Raw genomic sequence first — 15097 nt, 5'->3', positions numbered from 1 at the left:
CGCATTCTGCCCCGGTGGAGGAGGACGCGCGATGCCCGCACCGCACGATGTTCCCGGACCCGGCGAGCTGGTGGCCGCCGTCCGCGAGTTCCTGGAGCGCGACGTCCTCGCCGGCCTGGACGGGCGCACCCGCTTCCACGCGCTCGTGGCGATCAACACGCTCGGCATCGTCGAACGCGAGCTGGACCACGGGCGCGAGCACGCCGACCGGCACCGCGCCCGGCTCCGCGAGCTCGGCTTCCCCGACGACGCGTCGCTCGCCGCCGCGATCCGCGAGGGCGCGTGCGATGACCGCTACGTCCAGCTCAAGGACGCCCTGACCGAGATGGTCCGCGACAAGCTGGCCGTCGCCAACCCCGGCTACACCGAAGGCTGAGGAGCCCGGGAAGCGGAACGGCCCGGCCCCCGGGAGCGAGGGCCGGGCCGGGTTCAGGGGCTCACGTGCTGGAGGTCAGCTCCAGCTCGTGGACCTTCGGGTCGCCCTCGTCGGCGGTGTAGTCCTCCGGGGTGGTGACGTCCGCGCCGTCCTTGGCGCCGGCGGCCTTGAGGACCAGCGAGGCCGCGACGGCCACGGCCAGGTTCACCGCGAGCGCCAGGATGCCGACGTACACCGTCATCTTGGTGTCGAGGCCCAGGTCGCTCAGCTTGTAGGCCGAGCCGCCGAAGTGCGCCTTGTGCTTGGCGGGGTTCGGGATCTGGGACAGCATCCACAGCCCGGACGCCATGCCCGCGACCCAGCCGGCGATCAGCCCGCCCCGGTGGAACCAGTTGGTCACCAGGCCGAGCCCCACCGCCGGGAGCGTCTGCAGGATGATGACGCCGCCGATCAGCTGCAGGTCGATGGAGAACTCGGGGTCCAGGGCGAGGATGCAGACCACCGCGCCGACCTTGACGATCAGCGAGACCAGCTTGGAGACGACCGCCTCCTCCTTGTCGGTCGCGTCCTTGCGCCAGAACTCCTTGTAGATGTTGCGGGTGAACAGGTTCGCCGCCGCGATCGACATGATCGCCGCCGGGACGAGCGCGCCGATGCCGATCGCCGCGTACGCGACGCCGGCGAACCAGTCGGGGAACATCTTGTCGAACAGCACCGGCACGACGGTGTTGGTGTCGGGCTTGCCGCCGGTCGACAGCGGCTTCACACCGGCCGCGATGGCCATGTAGCCGAGCAGCGCGATCAGGCCGAGCACGAAGCTGTAGGCGGGCAGCGCCGACATGTTCCGCTTGATCACGTTGCGGTTCTTGCTGGCCAGCACGCCGGTGACGCTGTGCGGGTAGAGGAACAGCGCCAGCGCCGAGCCGAGCGCGAGCATGGCGTAGTTCAGCTGGTTGGTGCCGTCCAGCAGGACGCCGTCGCTGGGCGCGGGGGTCTTGGCGAACTTGGCCTGCGCCGAGTCGAAGATGTGCCCCCAGCCGCCCACCTTGGACGGGATGTAGAGCACGGCCACGATGATCACGATGTAGATCAGCGCGTCCTTGACGAACGCGATCAGCGCGGGCGCGCGCAGCCCCGACTGGTAGGTGTAGGCCGCCAGGATCGCGAAGGCGATGAGGATCGGCCAGTGCCCGTTGATGCCCATCGCCTTCAGCACCGACTCGATGCCGACCAGCTGCAGCGCGATGTAGGGCATGGTCGCGACGATGCCGGTGATCGCGATGACGGCCGCCAGGCTCGGCGAGCCGAACCGGGCGCGGACGAAGTCGGCCGGGGTGACGAAGCCGTGCCGGTGCGACACCGACCAGAGCCGGATCAGCACCAGGAACACCAGCGGGTACACCACGATCGTGTACGGGACGGCGTAGAAGCCGGCCGCGCCCGCGCCGAACACCAGCGCCGGGACGGCGACGAAGGTGTAGGCGGTGTAGAGGTCGCCGCCGATCAGGAACCAGGTGATCCAGCTGCCGAAGGAGCGGCCGCCGAGGCCCCACTCGTCCAGGCTGTCCATGGTCTGCGGGCGCCGCCACCGCGCCGCCACGAAGCCCATGCCGCTGACCAGGACGAACAGTGCGGCGAAGACGACGAACTCGGTCATGTGGTCCTTCACCGGTCACCTCCCTTGCCGCGCTTGGTGGCCTGGTACACGATCGCCGTGCAGAGCACGCCGAGCGGGATGAAGGCGAACTGCATCCAGTAGAAGGCGGGGAACCCGGCGATCCGGGGCCCGTCGTGGTTGAACAGCATCGTCAGCAGGGGGACGACGACGGGGACGACGAGCAGCCAGTTGACCGGGTGCCTGTCCGAGCGACGCCGGGCGTTCCCCTCCGCGGTGGCGGACGGGGCCCCCTCCGACGGTTCGGGGGGTGGATCCTGCGGAGCCAAAGGGGTCCTCCTCGTGCACGTGTCGCTTCAGCGGCCGACGGGGCCGTCCGGATGATGAGACGGCCCCTGACCTGGGGTGGGTGCGGGCAGCCTAGTGCTGTCGCGATCACGGTCGGGTCTCGGACGCGGCACGACTCCGTGGAGCGTTCCAACATGTGAAACGCCAGGTCAGGAGGCAGGCGGCGGAGGCGGGGCTCAGCCGCCCGTGATCTCGTCGGCGATGTCCCGGGTGCCGTAGCCCTCGGGCGCCGGGACCTCGACGACCGGGTCGTCCCGGTCGTCGAACTCCACCCGCAGCGCCCGCGCCATCGTCGCGTGCATCTCGTACAGGCAGGTGACGTAGGTCAGTTCGAGGATCTGCTCGTCCGGCAGGTGCTTCTTCAGCGTCGCGAACACCTCGTCGTGCACCCGCCCGCCGTTCAGGACGAGCGCGTCGGCGTAGGCGAGGACGGCCCGCTCCAGCTCGTCGAACCGGTCCGACACCTCCCAGTAGGCGACCGCGCGCACCTTCTCGTCCGGCACGCCCAGCGCCCGCATCTGCTTGCAGTGCTGGGAGAACACGAACTGGCTGCCGCGCGCCCAGCCGGCCCGCGTCTGGCCCAGCTCGCGCAGCACCGGGTCGAGGCTGACGTCCCGGTAGACCTGGAAGCCCTTGACGCAGTGCTTGAAGATCGCCTGGTCGAGCGCGAAGGTCGTCCACCAGTCCCCGGGCGAGCCGGTCGCCGTCCCCTGCCCGTCGGTCGGGTCGGCGTCGGCGCCGAACAGCCGGTCGTAGAAGAACAGGGCGAGCTGGTCGCCGCGCTCCTGGAGCTCGGCGCGGGGGACCTGGCGGAGTCGGGGCATCGCGGTCTCCTTCGGGGTGCGAGGCAGGTCGCGGGGTGGGAGGCGGGTCGGCGGAGTCGGGAGGCGGGTCAGGCGGTGCGGTCGGCGGCGGTGCGCGGCTCGTGCCGGACGTCCTCGGGACGGTCCAGCTCGCGCAGCCAGCAGGCGAACTCGATCAGCACGCCGTCGGGGTCCCGGAAGTAGATCGACCGGACGAACACCCCGTCGTGCACCTCCCTGGCGACCCCGAACTCGCTGTCGTCGTGGTTGAGCAGCACGCCGACCTCGACGCCCTTGGCGACCAGCCGGTCCCGGTACTCCTCGATCTTCTCCGGCGGGACGTCGAAGGCGATGTGGTTCATCGAGCCGATCGCAGACAGCAGCTCCCCGCTGTCGGGCAGGCCCTTGGGCGCCGACACGCCCGGGACGGCCTCGGGCGCGTCCGGGAACCAGAAGAAGGCCAGCGCGTTGCCGCCGCCGCAGTCGAAGAAGAAGTGCTGGCCCCAGCCCATCGGCAGCTCGATCGTCTTGATCAGCGGCATGCCGAGAACGCCCTGGTAGAACTCGACGGTCCGGCGCATGTCCCGGCAGACCAGCGCCAGGTGGTTGACGCCGCGCAGCTCGAACTCGGGGTTGGTGCGCCCGCCGCCGGCGCCGCCGGTCGCGGACGAGGCCTCGGTGGAGGTCATGGCATCCTCCCGCCACGGTCGGTAAGTGATCCCTTGCGTCCATCTTGTCAGGAATGTTCGCTGCGCAGAACCCTGCTCGGTCCTTGATCCGCGAGCGGGCCGTCCGGCGCGTCCGGCGCGGGGCGTGGCGCGGGCGGTCGGTGAGCGGGTACGCTCTGCGCATGCGAACCGGATCCCGCCGCCAGTGGTGGTGGCGCCGCTGAGGCGGCGCCGGTATTCGCACGTTCGACGACCAGGCGATCGCCCTCACCGGCGGTCGCCTTTCGCGTTCCGTCGGCAGGGCTCGACAGACGAGGGGCCACCGCGGTGGAGACCGTCCAGCAGAAGCCGCTGACCAGCGAGTTCGTGACCGCCGGGGGAGTGCGGGTGCGCCGCGTCGCCACCCCGGTCGACCCCGAGCGCAAGTCCGCCGTGCTCAACGCGCTCGTCGCCGCCGTGGGGGAGCGGCGCGGCGGCGTGCTCAGCTCCGGCATGGAGTATCCGGGCCGCTACAGCCGGTGGCATATGGCCTACGTCGACCCCTGCCTGGAGCTGGTCGCGCGCGGCCGGACCGTCACCGCGCGGGCGCTGAACGACCGCGGCCGGGTGCTGCTGCCCGCCATCGCGTCCGCGCTCGCCCCGGCCGGCGAGACCCGCGCCCGCACCGGTGATCTCGTCGAGGTGTTCGTCCCGCCGACCGACGAGTTCTTCACCGAGGAGCAGCGCAGCCGCCAGCCGACCGTCTTCACCGCCCTGCGCGCCCTGGTCGACCTGTTCCGCTGCGACGACCCGCACCTCGGCCTGTACGGCGCGTTCGGCTACGACCTGTCGCTCCAGTTCGAGCCGCTGCGCACCCGCCTGGAGCGCCCGGACCACCAGCGCGACCTGGTGCTGCACCTCGCGGACGAGATGGTCGTCGTGGACCGCAAGCGCGAGACCTCCCACCGGCTGTCGTACGAGTTCACCGTGGATGGCGCGTCCACCGACGGCCTCGCCCGCGCCACCGAGCCGACGCCGGTGCGCGAGGCGGCCGAGCTGCCGCCCGAGCCCGTCCCCGGCGTGTACGCGCAGATGGTGCGGAACGCCAAGGAGAAGTTCATCCGCGGCGACCTGTTCGAGGTCACGCCCGGGCACGCGATGCACGGCCGCTGCACCAACCCGGCGGTGTTCTTCGAGCGGCTGCGCGAGACCAACCCCGCGCCGTACGAGTTCATGTTCAACCTGGGGGACGGGGAGTTCCTGGTCGGCGCGTCCCCGGAGATGTTCGTCCGGGTGAGCGGCGACCGGGTGGAGACCTGCCCGATCGCCGGGACAATCCGGCGCGGCGAGGACCCGCTGGAGGACGCCGAGCAGATCCGCACGATCCTGGCCTCGGCCAAGGACGAGTCGGAGCTGACCATGTGCACCGACGTGGACCGCAACGACAAGTCGCGGATCTGCGTGCCGGGCAGCGTGAAGGTCCTCGGCCGCCGGCAGATCGAGCTGTACTCGCGGCTGATCCACACCGTCGACCACATCGAGGGGCGGCTGCGGCCCGGCTTCGACGCCCTGGACGCCTTCCTCACCCACATGTGGGCCGTCACGGTCACCGGCGCGCCCAAGACCTGGGCGATGCAGTTCATCGAGGACCACGAGGACGCGCCGCGCCGCTGGTACGGCGGCGCGGTCGGCTGCGTCGGCTTCGACGGGTCGATGAACACCGGCCTGACGCTGCGCACCGCGCAGATCCGCGACGGGGTGGCGACCGTCCGGGCGGGCGCGACGCTGCTGTTCGACTCCGACCCCGACGAGGAGGAGCGCGAGACGCACCTGAAGGCGAGCGCGCTGCTGCGGGCGCTGGCCGCGTCCGAGGGGCCCGCCGGGCAGGCGTTCACCGCCGCCGAGGACGAGCCGGAGAAGGCGGGCGAGGGCATGAAGGTGCTGCTCGTCGACCACGAGGACTCCTTCGTCAACACCCTGGCCGACTACTTCCGGCAGCAGGGCGCCGACGTGGTGACGCTGCGGCACGGGTTCCCGGTGCGGCTGCTGGACGAGCACGCCCCCGACCTGGTGGTGCTGTCGCCCGGTCCGGGCCGTCCGGGCGACTTCGCGACCTCGGCGCTGCTGGACGAGCTGGATGCGCGCCGCCTGCCGGTCTTCGGCGTCTGCCTCGGCCTGCAGGCGATGGTCGAGCACGCGGGCGGGGAGCTGGCGCTGCTGCCCGAGCCCGCGCACGGCAAGCCGGGCCAGGTCGAGGTGACCGGCGGGGAGCTGTTCGCCGGGCTGCCGGAGGGCTTCACCGCCGCCCGCTACCACTCCCTGCACGCCACCCCCGACCGGGTGAAGGACTTCCAGGTCACGGCCGTCCTCGGGGACGTGGTGATGGCGATCGAGGACCCGCTGCGCAAGCGCTGGGCGGTGCAGTTCCACCCCGAGTCGATCCTGACCGCGCACGGCCGCGCCGGGCACCGCGTCGTCGCCAACGCGCTGCGACTCGCCCGCAATACCTGACCCAGGCTGTCAGCCTTTCCTGCCAGCGTAGGACGCATGACGACGAACACGCTGGCAGGAAAGGTCGCTCTGGTCGCGGGCGGCACGCGCGGCGCGGGCCGGGGCATCGCGACCGAGCTCGGCGCGCTGGGCGCGACGGTATACGTGACGGGCCGGACGACCCGCGCCGGACGGTCGGAGATGGACCGTCCGGAGACGATCGAGGAGACCGCCGAACGCGTCACCGCGGCGGGCGGCGAGGGCATCCCGGTCAAGGTGGACCACCTGGACCCGGCCCAGGTCGAGGCGCTGGTGAAGCGCATCGACACCGAGCAGGGGCGGCTGGACGTCCAGGTCAACGACGTGTGGGGCAGCGACCACCTCTTCGAGTTCGGCAAGAGGATGTGGGAGCAGAACCTGGACAACGGGCTGCGGCTGCTGCGGCTCGCGGTGGACACCCACGTGATCACGAGCCATTTCGCGCTGCCGCTCCTCACCCGCAACCCGGGCGGGCTGGTCGTGGAGATCACCGACGGGACGGCCGACTTCAACGCGACCTACCGGGCCGAGTGCGGCGCGTTCTACGACGTGGCGAAGTGGTCGGTGCTGCGGCTCGCCACCGCGCAGGCGCACGAGATCGGCCCGCTCGGCGGGACGGCCGTGGCGGTCACGCCCGGGTTCCTGCGGTCCGAGGCGATGCTGGAGAACTTCGGCGTCACCGAGCAGAACTGGCGCGACGGCGCGAAGAAGGAACCGTCCTTCGCGGTGTCGGAGACGCCGACGCTGGTCGGGCGGGCCGTCGCGTCCATCGCCGCCGACCCGGACAAGGCCCGCTGGAACGGCCAGTCCTTGGAGAGCGGCTTCCTGGCCAGGGAGTACGGCTTCACCGACTCGGACGGCAGCCAGCCGAACGTGTGGCCGTTCATCCGCAAGATGATCGCCGGAGAGGACCCGGGCGACCCCGAGGACTACCGATAGAGGTGACCCTGGCTCAATAGAGGTGACCCTGGCTCAGCGGTAGAGGGCGGCTGCGCGCTCGGCGGTCTCGGCCATCCGGGCGCGCAGCTCCGCCGGTTCCAGCACCTCGACCTCCGGGCCGAGGGCGAGCAGCTGGGAGAACGCCACCTCCAGCGACTCCACCGGCAGGACGGCCGTGACCCAGCCGTCCGCACCGGTCCGCTGGGCGGCCTGCTCCGCGCGGTCGGCGGCCTCCAGACCCAGGTGGAACTTCAGCGAGCGCAGCCCGGCGGGGCTGAGCCGGACGGTCACCTCGTCGTGCAGCATCCCGCGCAGGAACGCCGCCGTGCTGTCCCGCCAGAACCCGGCCAGGTCGAACGCCTCGTCCCGGGCGAAGTGCTCGTCCAGCGGCCGGACGGCGGTGATCCGGTCCACCCGGTAGGTGCGGTGGCCCCGTCCGATCCCCGCGACCAGGTACCAGCCGCCGTTCTTCAGCACCAGCCCGTACGGCTCGACGGTCCGGACGACCTCCTCGCCGCCGCGCCGGTACCGGATCTCGACCCGCTCGTCGGTCCAGACGGCGCGGGCGAGGTCGCGCAGCGGCGCGGGCGGCGTCGCGTCGCCGAACCAGCCCGGCGCGTCCAGGTGGAAGCGCTGCCCGGCGCGCAGCGGCGCGTCCTGGAGCACCGAGGGCAGCGCGGCCCGGACCTTCAGCTCTGCGGTGGCGACCGCGTCCGCCAGGCCCATGTCCCCGGCCGGGCCGCGCAGGCCCGCCAGGAACAGCGCCTCGGCCTCCTCGCGGGTCAGCCCGGTCAGCCGCGTCCGGTAGCCGCCGACCAGCCGGTACCCGCCGCCCGGCCCCCGGTCGGCGTACACCGGCACCCCGGCCGCCGACAGCGCCTCGATGTCCCGGTAGACCGTCCGCTCCGACACCTCCAGCTCGCCGGCCAGCTGGGCGGCGGTCATCTCGCCCCGCGACTGGAGCAGCAGGACCAGGGAGATCAGCCGGGACGCGCGCACGAGCCCATTCTGACAAGTTCGTGGCAGATACCGCGCCTCGCGGTGTACCCGGAGGTCGCGGCGCTGTTACGGTCCAGGCCATGCTGACCGAGGACACCCCCGTCCACGCGTTCATCGACGCCCTGCCGAAGGTGGAGCTGCACGTCCACCTGGTGGGCTCGGCGTCGGTGCCGACCGTCCTGGAGCTGTCGAACCGGCACCCCGACGGCGGCGTCCCCACCAACGAGGACGAGCTGGACGCCTTCTACACCTTCCGCAACTTCGCCGACTTCGCCCGCGTGTACCTGGCGGTGTCGGACCTGGTGCGCACCCCCGAGGACGTGGCGACGCTCGTGCTCGGCGCGGCCCGCGACCTGGCGGCGCAGAACGTGCGGTACTTCGAGCTGACGGTCACGCCCTACAGCCACCAGCGCGTCGGCATGCCGATGCCCGCGATCACCGAGGCGCTGGACGACGCGGCCCGCCGCGCCCGCACCGAGCACGGCGTCCGGCTGGCCTACATCTTCGACATCCCCGCCGAGTTCGGCGCGGACGCCGCGCGCGGCACCGCCGAGCACGCCGTCCAGCACCCGCCGGAGGCGCTGGTCGGGTTCGGCATCGGCGGCATGGAGGAGGTGCGCCCCGCGCACCGGGACGCCTTCCGCGACGCCTTCACCGCCGCCCGCGCCGCCGGGCTGCGCAGCCTCCCGCACGGCGGCGAGATGACCGGCCCCGAGACGATCTGGGAGTGCCTGGACCACTACGGCGCCGAGCGCATCGGGCACGGCATCAACTGCCTGGCCGACCCCGAGCTGGTGGCGGTGCTGCGCGACCGGCAGATCCCGCTGGAGGTCTGCCCGACCTCCAACGTCCGCACCGGCCAGGTCCCCGACCTCGCCTCGCACCCGCTGCCGCGGCTGCTGGAGGAGGGCCTGTTCGTCACGCTGAACAGCGACGACCCGCCGATGTTCGACACCACGCTGACCGGCGAGTACCGCGTCGCCGCCGACGTGTTCGGGATGGGCGTCGCCGACCTGGCCGGGCTCGCCCGCAACGCCGTCACCGCGTCCTGCCTGGACGCCGCGGACCAGAAGGTGATCCTGGACGAGATCGACGCCGTCGCCACGTCCTGACCGCGACCGCGTCCTGACCGCGGCCGCGACCGGACGGGCGGCGGGTCAGCCCCAGGCCATCCGCCGCCACGGGCTCGCCGGATCGGTGGTCAGGATGCGGTGGCCCTCCAGCGAGCGCAGGTACCAGTCGCCGAACTCGCCGTCGTCGAAGCGCAGCATCCGGCCCAGGATGTACCCGGCGGAGAACTCCTCCCAGGAGTCGTAGGTGCGGTAGGCGCGGTACCCGGCGGTCAGCGAGCAGTCCTGGGCGGCCTCACCGTCGCAGTACCCGGCGTTGAGGCCCCACCGGGCCATGTTCACCGCCCGGCCGAAGTCGTAGCCGTAGACGCTGGACACCTGGCCGTGCGGGCGCAGCAGGCCGTCCTTGCGGAACCGCTCCTCGTACCGGCGGACCTGGTCCGCGACCTCCTCCAGCGCCGCGACGGTCTTGGCGGAGATGTCGCGCTCGCCGCACCAGCGGCGGATCTCCCGCGTCCAGCCCTCGGTGTCGGGACGGCGGCAGTCCAGCACCACCTGGATCGCCGGGTCGCTGTTCTCGGCGTCCAGCAGCTTGTCGATCTGCTCCCGCCAGCTCTCCGGGTCGGTGACGTCCCAGTCGCGGGCCAGCAGCTTGCGGTTCTCCTCCGGGCCGTCCGGGTCGAACAGGGTGTTCCACGGGACGCCGTTCCCGACCGCCAGGTGCGCGCCGACCGCGAGGGCGTGCGCGAGCTTGCCCCACGCGGGCGCCTCCGGGTCGGTGATCAGCACGTCGTGGTCGCGGTCGGGGCGGCGCTCGGCCTCCGACAGCATCTCGGCGACCCGGCGGTAGGCGTCGCCGCCGTGCACCAGCCGCGCCAGCAGGTCGCGCAGGGGGCCCGCGGCGTCCCGGCCGGCGTCCCGCAGGATCAGCCGCGCCGCGCGCACCGCCGCCTGCTCGGCCCGCACGGTGTCGCCGCCCGCCTGGAACGCCGCCATCGCCGCCCACGCCCGGCGCGCCGCCTCGCCGGTGACGCCCGCCTCGGCGAGCACCTCGGCGGCGGTCGCGGCCAGCTCCGCACCCGCCGGTCCCGGCGGCAGGGACGCGGCGGCCTGCTCGGCCGCCATCAGGATCTCCAGCGCCCGGTCGGTGCGGCCCTGCACCGCCAGCGCGCGTGCTTGATGAGCCCGCGCCAGCACCGCCATCGGCAGCTCGCGCCGCTCCTCCAGCACGGCCGCCGCCTCCGCGTAGGCCGCGGCCGCCTCGTCAGTGCGACCCGTCCGGTCGTACCGCCGCGCCCGCTCCAGCAACGCCCGTGGGTCGATCATGACGGTCAGCGTATCGGCAGCGCCCGCACCTCCACGCGCGTGTCGTGGAACACCGGGCCCGCGCCGAGGTCGGTCGCACGCTCGGCCACGACCGCGTTGGCGTTCGCGCCGCCCGACAGCCTGGGCCAGTGGCCCTTGGTCGTCGCCGCGACACCCGGCCTGACCTCGTCGGTCACCGCCACGACCCCCTCGAACGCGCCGCGCTCGTTGGAGATCCGCACCCGGTCGCCGTCGTGCAGGCCGCGCGCGGACGCCTCGTCCGGATGCAGCCGCACGACCGGCCCGCCGTCCGCGCGGCGCCGCAGCTCGGCGTTCTCGCCGAACATGCTGTTGAGGAAGAAGTGCGAGGCCGCCGAGATCAGGATCAGCGGGTAGCGCTCGGCGCGCTCCGCGTCCGCGCCCTCGGCGGACGGCACGTACCCCGCCAGCGGATCGTGCCCCAGCGCCGCCGCGGTCTCCGACCGGAACTCCAGCCGCCCGGACGGGGTGGGGAAGCCGTCGGCGTACGGGACGAACGGGTCGGGCACCGCCAGCCGCACGAACCCTTCCTTCTTCAGCCGGTCGAGCGTGATCCCCGCGAGGTAGGGGTGCCCGCCGGACAGCGCCTGCTCGGCCAGCTCCTCATCGGAGTCGAACAGCGCGGGCTCGGTCAGGCCCATCCGGGTCGCGATCCGCCGGAACGTCTCGGTGGTCGGCAGGCACTCGCCCGGCGGCGCGACGGCCGGCTCGTTCCATGCCACGTAGAGGTGCCCGTAGCCGTCGTGCAGGTCGGCGTGCTCGTGCTGCATGGTCGCCGGCAGGACGATGTCGGCGTAGGCGGCGGTGTCGGTGGGGAACTGCTCCAGGACGACGGTGAACAGGTCCTCGCGCGCCAGGCCCTGCCGCACCCGGTTCTGGTCCGGGGTGCTGGCCACCGGGTTGGCGGCGATCACGAACAGCGCCTTGACGGGCGGGTCGTCCAGGTCGAGCAGGCCCTCGGCCAGCCGCGACATCGACAGCCGCCGCACCGGGCCGGGCCGCAGGTCGTCGCGGTGCAGCGCCCGCTTGTTCAGCGGGATGTGCCCGGAGGTGGAGTAGGTCAGGCCGCCGCCGCGCAGCTTCCAGTCGCCGGTGAGGCCCGGCAGGCACGCGAGCGTCCGCAGGGCCGTCCCGCCGCCGCCGTGCCGCTGCAACCCCTGGGTGGCGCGGATCGCGGTCGGACGCGTCCGGGCGATGCGCTCGCCCAGCGCGACGATCCGCTCCGCCGGGACCCCGGTGATCGTCGCGGCGACGCCGGGCGGGAACGCGGCGATCCGCTCGCGGAACTCCTCCCAGCCGAGCGTGTGCGCGCGCAGGTACTCCTCGTCCTGCGCGCCCAGCCCGACGATCACGTGCATGAGGGCCAGCGCCAGCGCCGCGTCGGTGCCCGGCAGCGGCGCCAGGTGCTCGTCGGCCTGCTTGGCGGTGCGGGTCGCCACCGGGTCGATCGCGACCACGTGGGCGCCCTCGCGCCGCGCGGCCTGCACGAACTTCCACATGTGGTGCCCGCTGGTGAGGGTGTTGGTGCCCCACAGGATGATCAGCCTGCTGTGCGCCAGGTCCTCCGGGTCGATCCCGCCCGGCGACCCGACGGCCAGCTCCAGCCCGGCGTTGCCGGCGGCCGAGCACAGGTCGGCCCGGTGCGCCGACGCGCCGAGCACGTTGAACAGCCGCTGCCCGGCCTGGCCCTCCAGCCCCTGGACGTAGCCGAGCGTGCCCATGCCCCAGTACGGCCAGACGGCCTCGCCGCCGAACTCCTCGATCACGCCGCCGACCCGGGTCGCGATCTCGTCCAGCGCCTCGTCCCAGGAGATCCGCTCGAAGCGCCCCTCGCCCTTGGCCCCGACGCGCCGCATCGGGTGCAGGATCCGGTCGTCCTGCCCGGCCCGCTCCAGCCACCGGTTCACCTTGGTGCACAGGGCACCCCGCGTGTAGGGGTGCGCCGGGTTCCCGCGCAGCCCGACCGCCTGCCCGTCGCGGACGGTCACCACCCACGAGCATCCGTCCGGGCAGTCCAGCGGGCAGGCTCCCAGCACCTTCAGCTCCGACATCGGCGACCGACCCCTCCTGAACACGGAGTTCCCCACCAGTCTGGGGCATCGGCGCCAGGACCGACACCATGCGACGCACGTGACATCCGCCCCGGCCCGGGTGTGATCGTGCCCACAGGGGGCGGGCCGTCCTGCGGGTTCGTCCGGACCGGCGGCGGATTGGGGCTGGGCAGCGGCGGGGCGATGGGGGAGGGTGCGGGCATGCCGGAGATCAGGATTTCGCGCGAACTGCCCGCCTACCTCGCCGTGCCCGAGGGCGAGGGGCCGTGGCCTGCGGTGGTCATCTTGTTCGAGTCGTTCGGCGACAACGCGGACATGCGCGCCCAGGCCGACCGGTTCGCGGCGCGCGGCTACCTGGCGGTGCTGCCGGACCTCTACGGCGGGCGGCACTGGGTCCGCTGCGTCCGCAAGACCTTCCGGGACCTGCTGGCGCGGCGCGGACCCACCTTCGCGCACATCGAGGCGGCCCGGAGGTGGGCGGCCGAGCGGGACGACTGCACCGGCCGGGTCGGGGTCGTGGGGTTCTGCATGGGCGGCGGGTTCGCGCTGGTCGCGGCGGCGAAGCTGGACTTCCAGGCGGCCGCGGTCAACTACGGGATCGTGCCGCGGCACGCCGAGCGGGTGCTGGAGGGCGCGTGCCCGATCGTGGCGACCTACGGCGGCGAGGACCGGACGCTGCCGGGCGCGGCGGCCAAGCTGGAGCGGGCGCTGAACCTGCTGGACGTCCCGCACGACGTGAAGGAGTACGCCGGCGCCGGGCACAGCTTCCTCACCGAGTCGGACGAGATGCTCCCGCGGCCGCTGTACGCGGTCGGGCGGGTCACCTTCGGCATCGGGAAGGGCAAGGAGCGGGCGCCGGAGGCGTGGGAGCGGATCCTCGGGTTCCTGGACGGACGCCTCGAAAACGGATCTACAACGTAAAGGGCGGGTGCACGTTCAGCCGCCGGAGACGGCAGGCAGGACGTGCAGCTCGGCTCCGTCGTCGAGCGGTGTGGCCGTCCCGGCGAGGTCGCGGATGTTGTCGGAGCCGACGAAGACGTTGACATGCGGGCGCAGCGCCCCGGTCTCGTCGCGGACGCGGCGCCCGACGGCGGGCAGGGCCCCGGCGAGCGCGGCCAGCGCGTCGCCGACCGTGGCGCCTGGCGGGAGGTCCAGCGGGACGGCGGCGGGCGCGCCCGCGATGTCGCGCAGCGCGCCCGGCAGCCGGACGGTCACCTTCACCGCGTCACCGCGCGCACGCACAGGACGTCCGGGAGGTGCCGGGCGACCTCGGTCCAGCTCTCGCCGTCGTCGCGGGAGGCGTAGACCCAGCCGTCGCGGGTGCCGAAGTAGATCCCGGCCGGGTCGAGGGTGTCGGCGCACATCGCGTCGCGCAGCACCGAGGCGTAGCAGGGGCTTTCGGGCAGGCCCTTGTCGAAGGCCCGCCAGGTCGCGCCCGCGTCGTCGGAGCGGTGCACCAGGTAGCGGTGCCCGGCGGGCGAGCGGTCGATGTCGGCGTTGAGCGGCAGGACGTAGAGGGTGTCCGGCCGGTGCGGGTGGACGACCAGGGGGAAGCCGAAGTCGGCCGGCAGGCCGGCGTCGACGCGGGTCCAGGCGGCCCCGGCGTCGTCGCTGCGGTAGACGCCGCCGTGGTGCTGCAGGAACATCCGCTCCGGACGGCTCGGGTGCAGGTCGACCTTGTGCACGCACTGCCCGAACTCGGGCGGCGGGTCCGGCAGGAACGCGGCGGTGATGCCGTGGTTGCGGGCCGTCCAGGTCGTCCCGCCGTCCGTCGTGCGGTAGACGCCGCCGGCGGAGATCGCGACGGTCACGGTCGCCGGGTCGGCCGGGTCGGGCAGGACGGTGTGCAGGCACATCCCGCCCGCGCCCGGCTGCCAGGACGGCCGGTGCGGATGGTTCCACAGGCCCTCGACCAGGCTGAACGTCAGGCCGCCGTCCTCGGAGCGGAACAGCGCTGCGGGCTCGACGCCGGCGTAGACCACGTCCGGTTCGGTGGGGGAGTACCGGAGCTGCCAGATGTCGCGCAGCGCGGCGCCGGTGTCCTCGGGGAAGGCGACCGGGGCGGTGCCGGCGTCGCGGGCGGGCTCGGTCCAGGTGCGTCCGAGGTCGTCGGAGACGGCGAGGGACACGCCCCAGAACGGGTTGTGGACGGCGGCGAGCAGGCGCCCGGTGCGCGGGTCGGCCGCTACGGCGGTCACCGGCATGGTGGCGAACCGCAGCGGGTCGGCGTCCCAGCCGCCGTCCGCGCGGGGCCGCGCGACGACCATGCCCTTGCGGGTCCCGATGACGAGTGCGAGGTCGGCCATGGGCCCTCCCGTGCGTGTCCTCCGTGGCTGGTGCCCCTTGGTGGATGCTCGCATGCGGAGCGTCACGGCG

Annotated in this window: 14 protein-coding genes; 5 read left to right on the top strand and 9 right to left on the bottom strand. The window is 73.2% G+C overall.

What is annotated here, in order from left to right; translation table 11 throughout:
• The first annotated feature begins 31 nt into the window (after nt 1-31).
• Nucleotides 32-376, top strand: coding sequence for a DUF6285 domain-containing protein (locus FHU30_RS37955; protein WP_253882400.1), 345 nt, complete (start codon nt 32-34; stop codon nt 374-376).
• Between the two features lie 61 nt (nt 377-437).
• Here FHU30_RS37955 and mctP read toward each other — a convergent pair whose 3' ends face one another.
• The 4 genes from mctP to FHU30_RS37935 form a co-directional block, all read right to left on the bottom strand.
• Nucleotides 438-2045 carry a monocarboxylate uptake permease MctP gene (gene mctP / locus FHU30_RS37950; protein ID WP_308211472.1) on the bottom strand — a complete coding sequence of 536 codons (1608 nt, stop codon included), beginning with the start codon at nt 2043-2045 and terminating at the stop codon, nt 438-440.
• Complete coding sequence (locus FHU30_RS37945; protein ID WP_253882399.1) at nt 2042-2320, bottom strand: DUF3311 domain-containing protein; 279 nt, start codon at nt 2318-2320, stop codon at nt 2042-2044. The genes mctP and FHU30_RS37945 overlap by 4 nt, the downstream gene beginning before the upstream one ends.
• Nucleotides 2321-2515: 195 nt before the next feature.
• The gene (locus tag FHU30_RS37940; protein WP_253882398.1) at nt 2516-3163 is read right to left on the bottom strand and encodes a carboxymuconolactone decarboxylase family protein; all 648 of its coding nucleotides are present in this window, start codon (nt 3161-3163) and stop codon (nt 2516-2518) included.
• 68 nt (nt 3164-3231) lie between these two features.
• Nucleotides 3232-3831: a VOC family protein gene (locus tag FHU30_RS37935; protein WP_253882397.1), complete on the bottom strand. Its 600-nt coding sequence runs from the start codon at nt 3829-3831 to the stop codon at nt 3232-3234.
• A 306-nt stretch (nt 3832-4137) separates the two neighbouring features.
• Here FHU30_RS37935 and FHU30_RS37930 point away from each other — a divergent pair, with 306 nt between their 5' ends.
• Both FHU30_RS37930 and FHU30_RS37925 read left to right on the top strand, forming a co-directional pair.
• Nucleotides 4138-6300: an anthranilate synthase component I gene (locus FHU30_RS37930; RefSeq protein WP_253882396.1), complete on the top strand. Its 2163-nt coding sequence runs from the start codon at nt 4138-4140 to the stop codon at nt 6298-6300.
• Between the two features lie 36 nt (nt 6301-6336).
• The gene (locus FHU30_RS37925; RefSeq protein ID WP_253882395.1) at nt 6337-7257 is read left to right on the top strand and encodes an SDR family oxidoreductase; all 921 of its coding nucleotides are present in this window, start codon (nt 6337-6339) and stop codon (nt 7255-7257) included.
• A gap of 33 nt (nt 7258-7290) precedes the next feature.
• On the opposite strand, the gene FHU30_RS37920 is transcribed toward FHU30_RS37925, so the two are convergent.
• Nucleotides 7291-8256 carry a helix-turn-helix transcriptional regulator gene (locus FHU30_RS37920; protein WP_253882394.1) on the bottom strand — a complete coding sequence of 322 codons (966 nt, stop codon included), beginning with the start codon at nt 8254-8256 and terminating at the stop codon, nt 7291-7293.
• An 80-nt stretch (nt 8257-8336) separates the two neighbouring features.
• Between FHU30_RS37920 and add the strand changes: the two genes are divergently transcribed.
• A complete protein-coding gene (gene add, locus FHU30_RS37915; protein WP_253882393.1) occupies nt 8337-9368 on the top strand; it encodes an adenosine deaminase in 1032 nt (343 codons plus the stop codon).
• Nucleotides 9369-9413: 45 nt separating this feature from the next.
• On the opposite strand, the gene FHU30_RS37910 is transcribed toward add, so the two are convergent.
• Together FHU30_RS37910 and FHU30_RS37905 are read right to left on the bottom strand one after the other, a co-directional pair.
• The gene (locus tag FHU30_RS37910) at nt 9414-10652 is read right to left on the bottom strand and encodes a DUF1266 domain-containing protein (RefSeq protein WP_253882392.1); all 1239 of its coding nucleotides are present in this window, start codon (nt 10650-10652) and stop codon (nt 9414-9416) included.
• Between the two features lie 5 nt (nt 10653-10657).
• Complete coding sequence (locus FHU30_RS37905; protein ID WP_253882391.1) at nt 10658-12721, bottom strand: molybdopterin-containing oxidoreductase family protein; 2064 nt, start codon at nt 12719-12721, stop codon at nt 10658-10660.
• Between the two features lie 108 nt (nt 12722-12829).
• Between FHU30_RS37905 and FHU30_RS37900 the strand changes: the two genes are divergently transcribed.
• Entirely contained in the window at nt 12830-13642 is an 813-nt protein-coding gene (locus tag FHU30_RS37900) for a dienelactone hydrolase family protein (RefSeq protein ID WP_253882390.1), read from the top strand.
• 15 nt (nt 13643-13657) lie between these two features.
• On the opposite strand, the gene FHU30_RS37895 is transcribed toward FHU30_RS37900, so the two are convergent.
• Both FHU30_RS37895 and FHU30_RS37890 read right to left on the bottom strand, forming a co-directional pair.
• On the bottom strand, nt 13658-13942 hold the full coding sequence (locus FHU30_RS37895; RefSeq protein WP_253882389.1) for a ubiquitin-like small modifier protein 1: 285 nt from the start codon (nt 13940-13942) through the stop codon (nt 13658-13660).
• Nucleotides 13939-15027 (bottom strand): WD40/YVTN/BNR-like repeat-containing protein, encoded by a 1089-nt coding sequence (locus FHU30_RS37890; protein ID WP_253882388.1) that lies wholly within the window; start codon nt 15025-15027, stop codon nt 13939-13941. Before FHU30_RS37890 ends, FHU30_RS37895 begins: the two co-directional genes overlap by 4 nt.
• Nucleotides 15028-15097: the final 70 nt, after the last annotated feature.

The sequence above is a fragment of the Actinomadura rupiterrae genome (assembly GCF_024172125.1).
In the GTDB taxonomy this organism is placed as follows: domain Bacteria; phylum Actinomycetota; class Actinomycetes; order Streptosporangiales; family Streptosporangiaceae; genus Spirillospora; species Spirillospora rupiterrae.
The sequence above is the reverse complement of the archived record's forward strand: the minus strand, read 5'-3'. Positions and strand labels throughout refer to the sequence as shown.

Coding starts and splice junctions, on each gene's coding strand:
- FHU30_RS37890 (WP_253882388.1), bottom strand. CDS start 15,027: ATGGCCGACCTCGCACTCGTCATCGGGACCCGCAAGGGCATGGTCGTC.
- add (WP_253882393.1), top strand. CDS start 8,337: ATGCTGACCGAGGACACCCCCGTCCACGCGTTCATCGACGCCCTGCCG.
- FHU30_RS37925 (WP_253882395.1), top strand. CDS start 6,337: ATGACGACGAACACGCTGGCAGGAAAGGTCGCTCTGGTCGCGGGCGGC.
- FHU30_RS37940 (WP_253882398.1), bottom strand. CDS start 3,163: ATGCCCCGACTCCGCCAGGTCCCCCGCGCCGAGCTCCAGGAGCGCGGC.
- FHU30_RS37935 (WP_253882397.1), bottom strand. CDS start 3,831: ATGACCTCCACCGAGGCCTCGTCCGCGACCGGCGGCGCCGGCGGCGGG.
- FHU30_RS37910 (WP_253882392.1), bottom strand. CDS start 10,652: ATGATCGACCCACGGGCGTTGCTGGAGCGGGCGCGGCGGTACGACCGG.
- FHU30_RS37955 (WP_253882400.1), top strand. CDS start 32: ATGCCCGCACCGCACGATGTTCCCGGACCCGGCGAGCTGGTGGCCGCC.
- FHU30_RS37905 (WP_253882391.1), bottom strand. CDS start 12,721: ATGTCGGAGCTGAAGGTGCTGGGAGCCTGCCCGCTGGACTGCCCGGAC.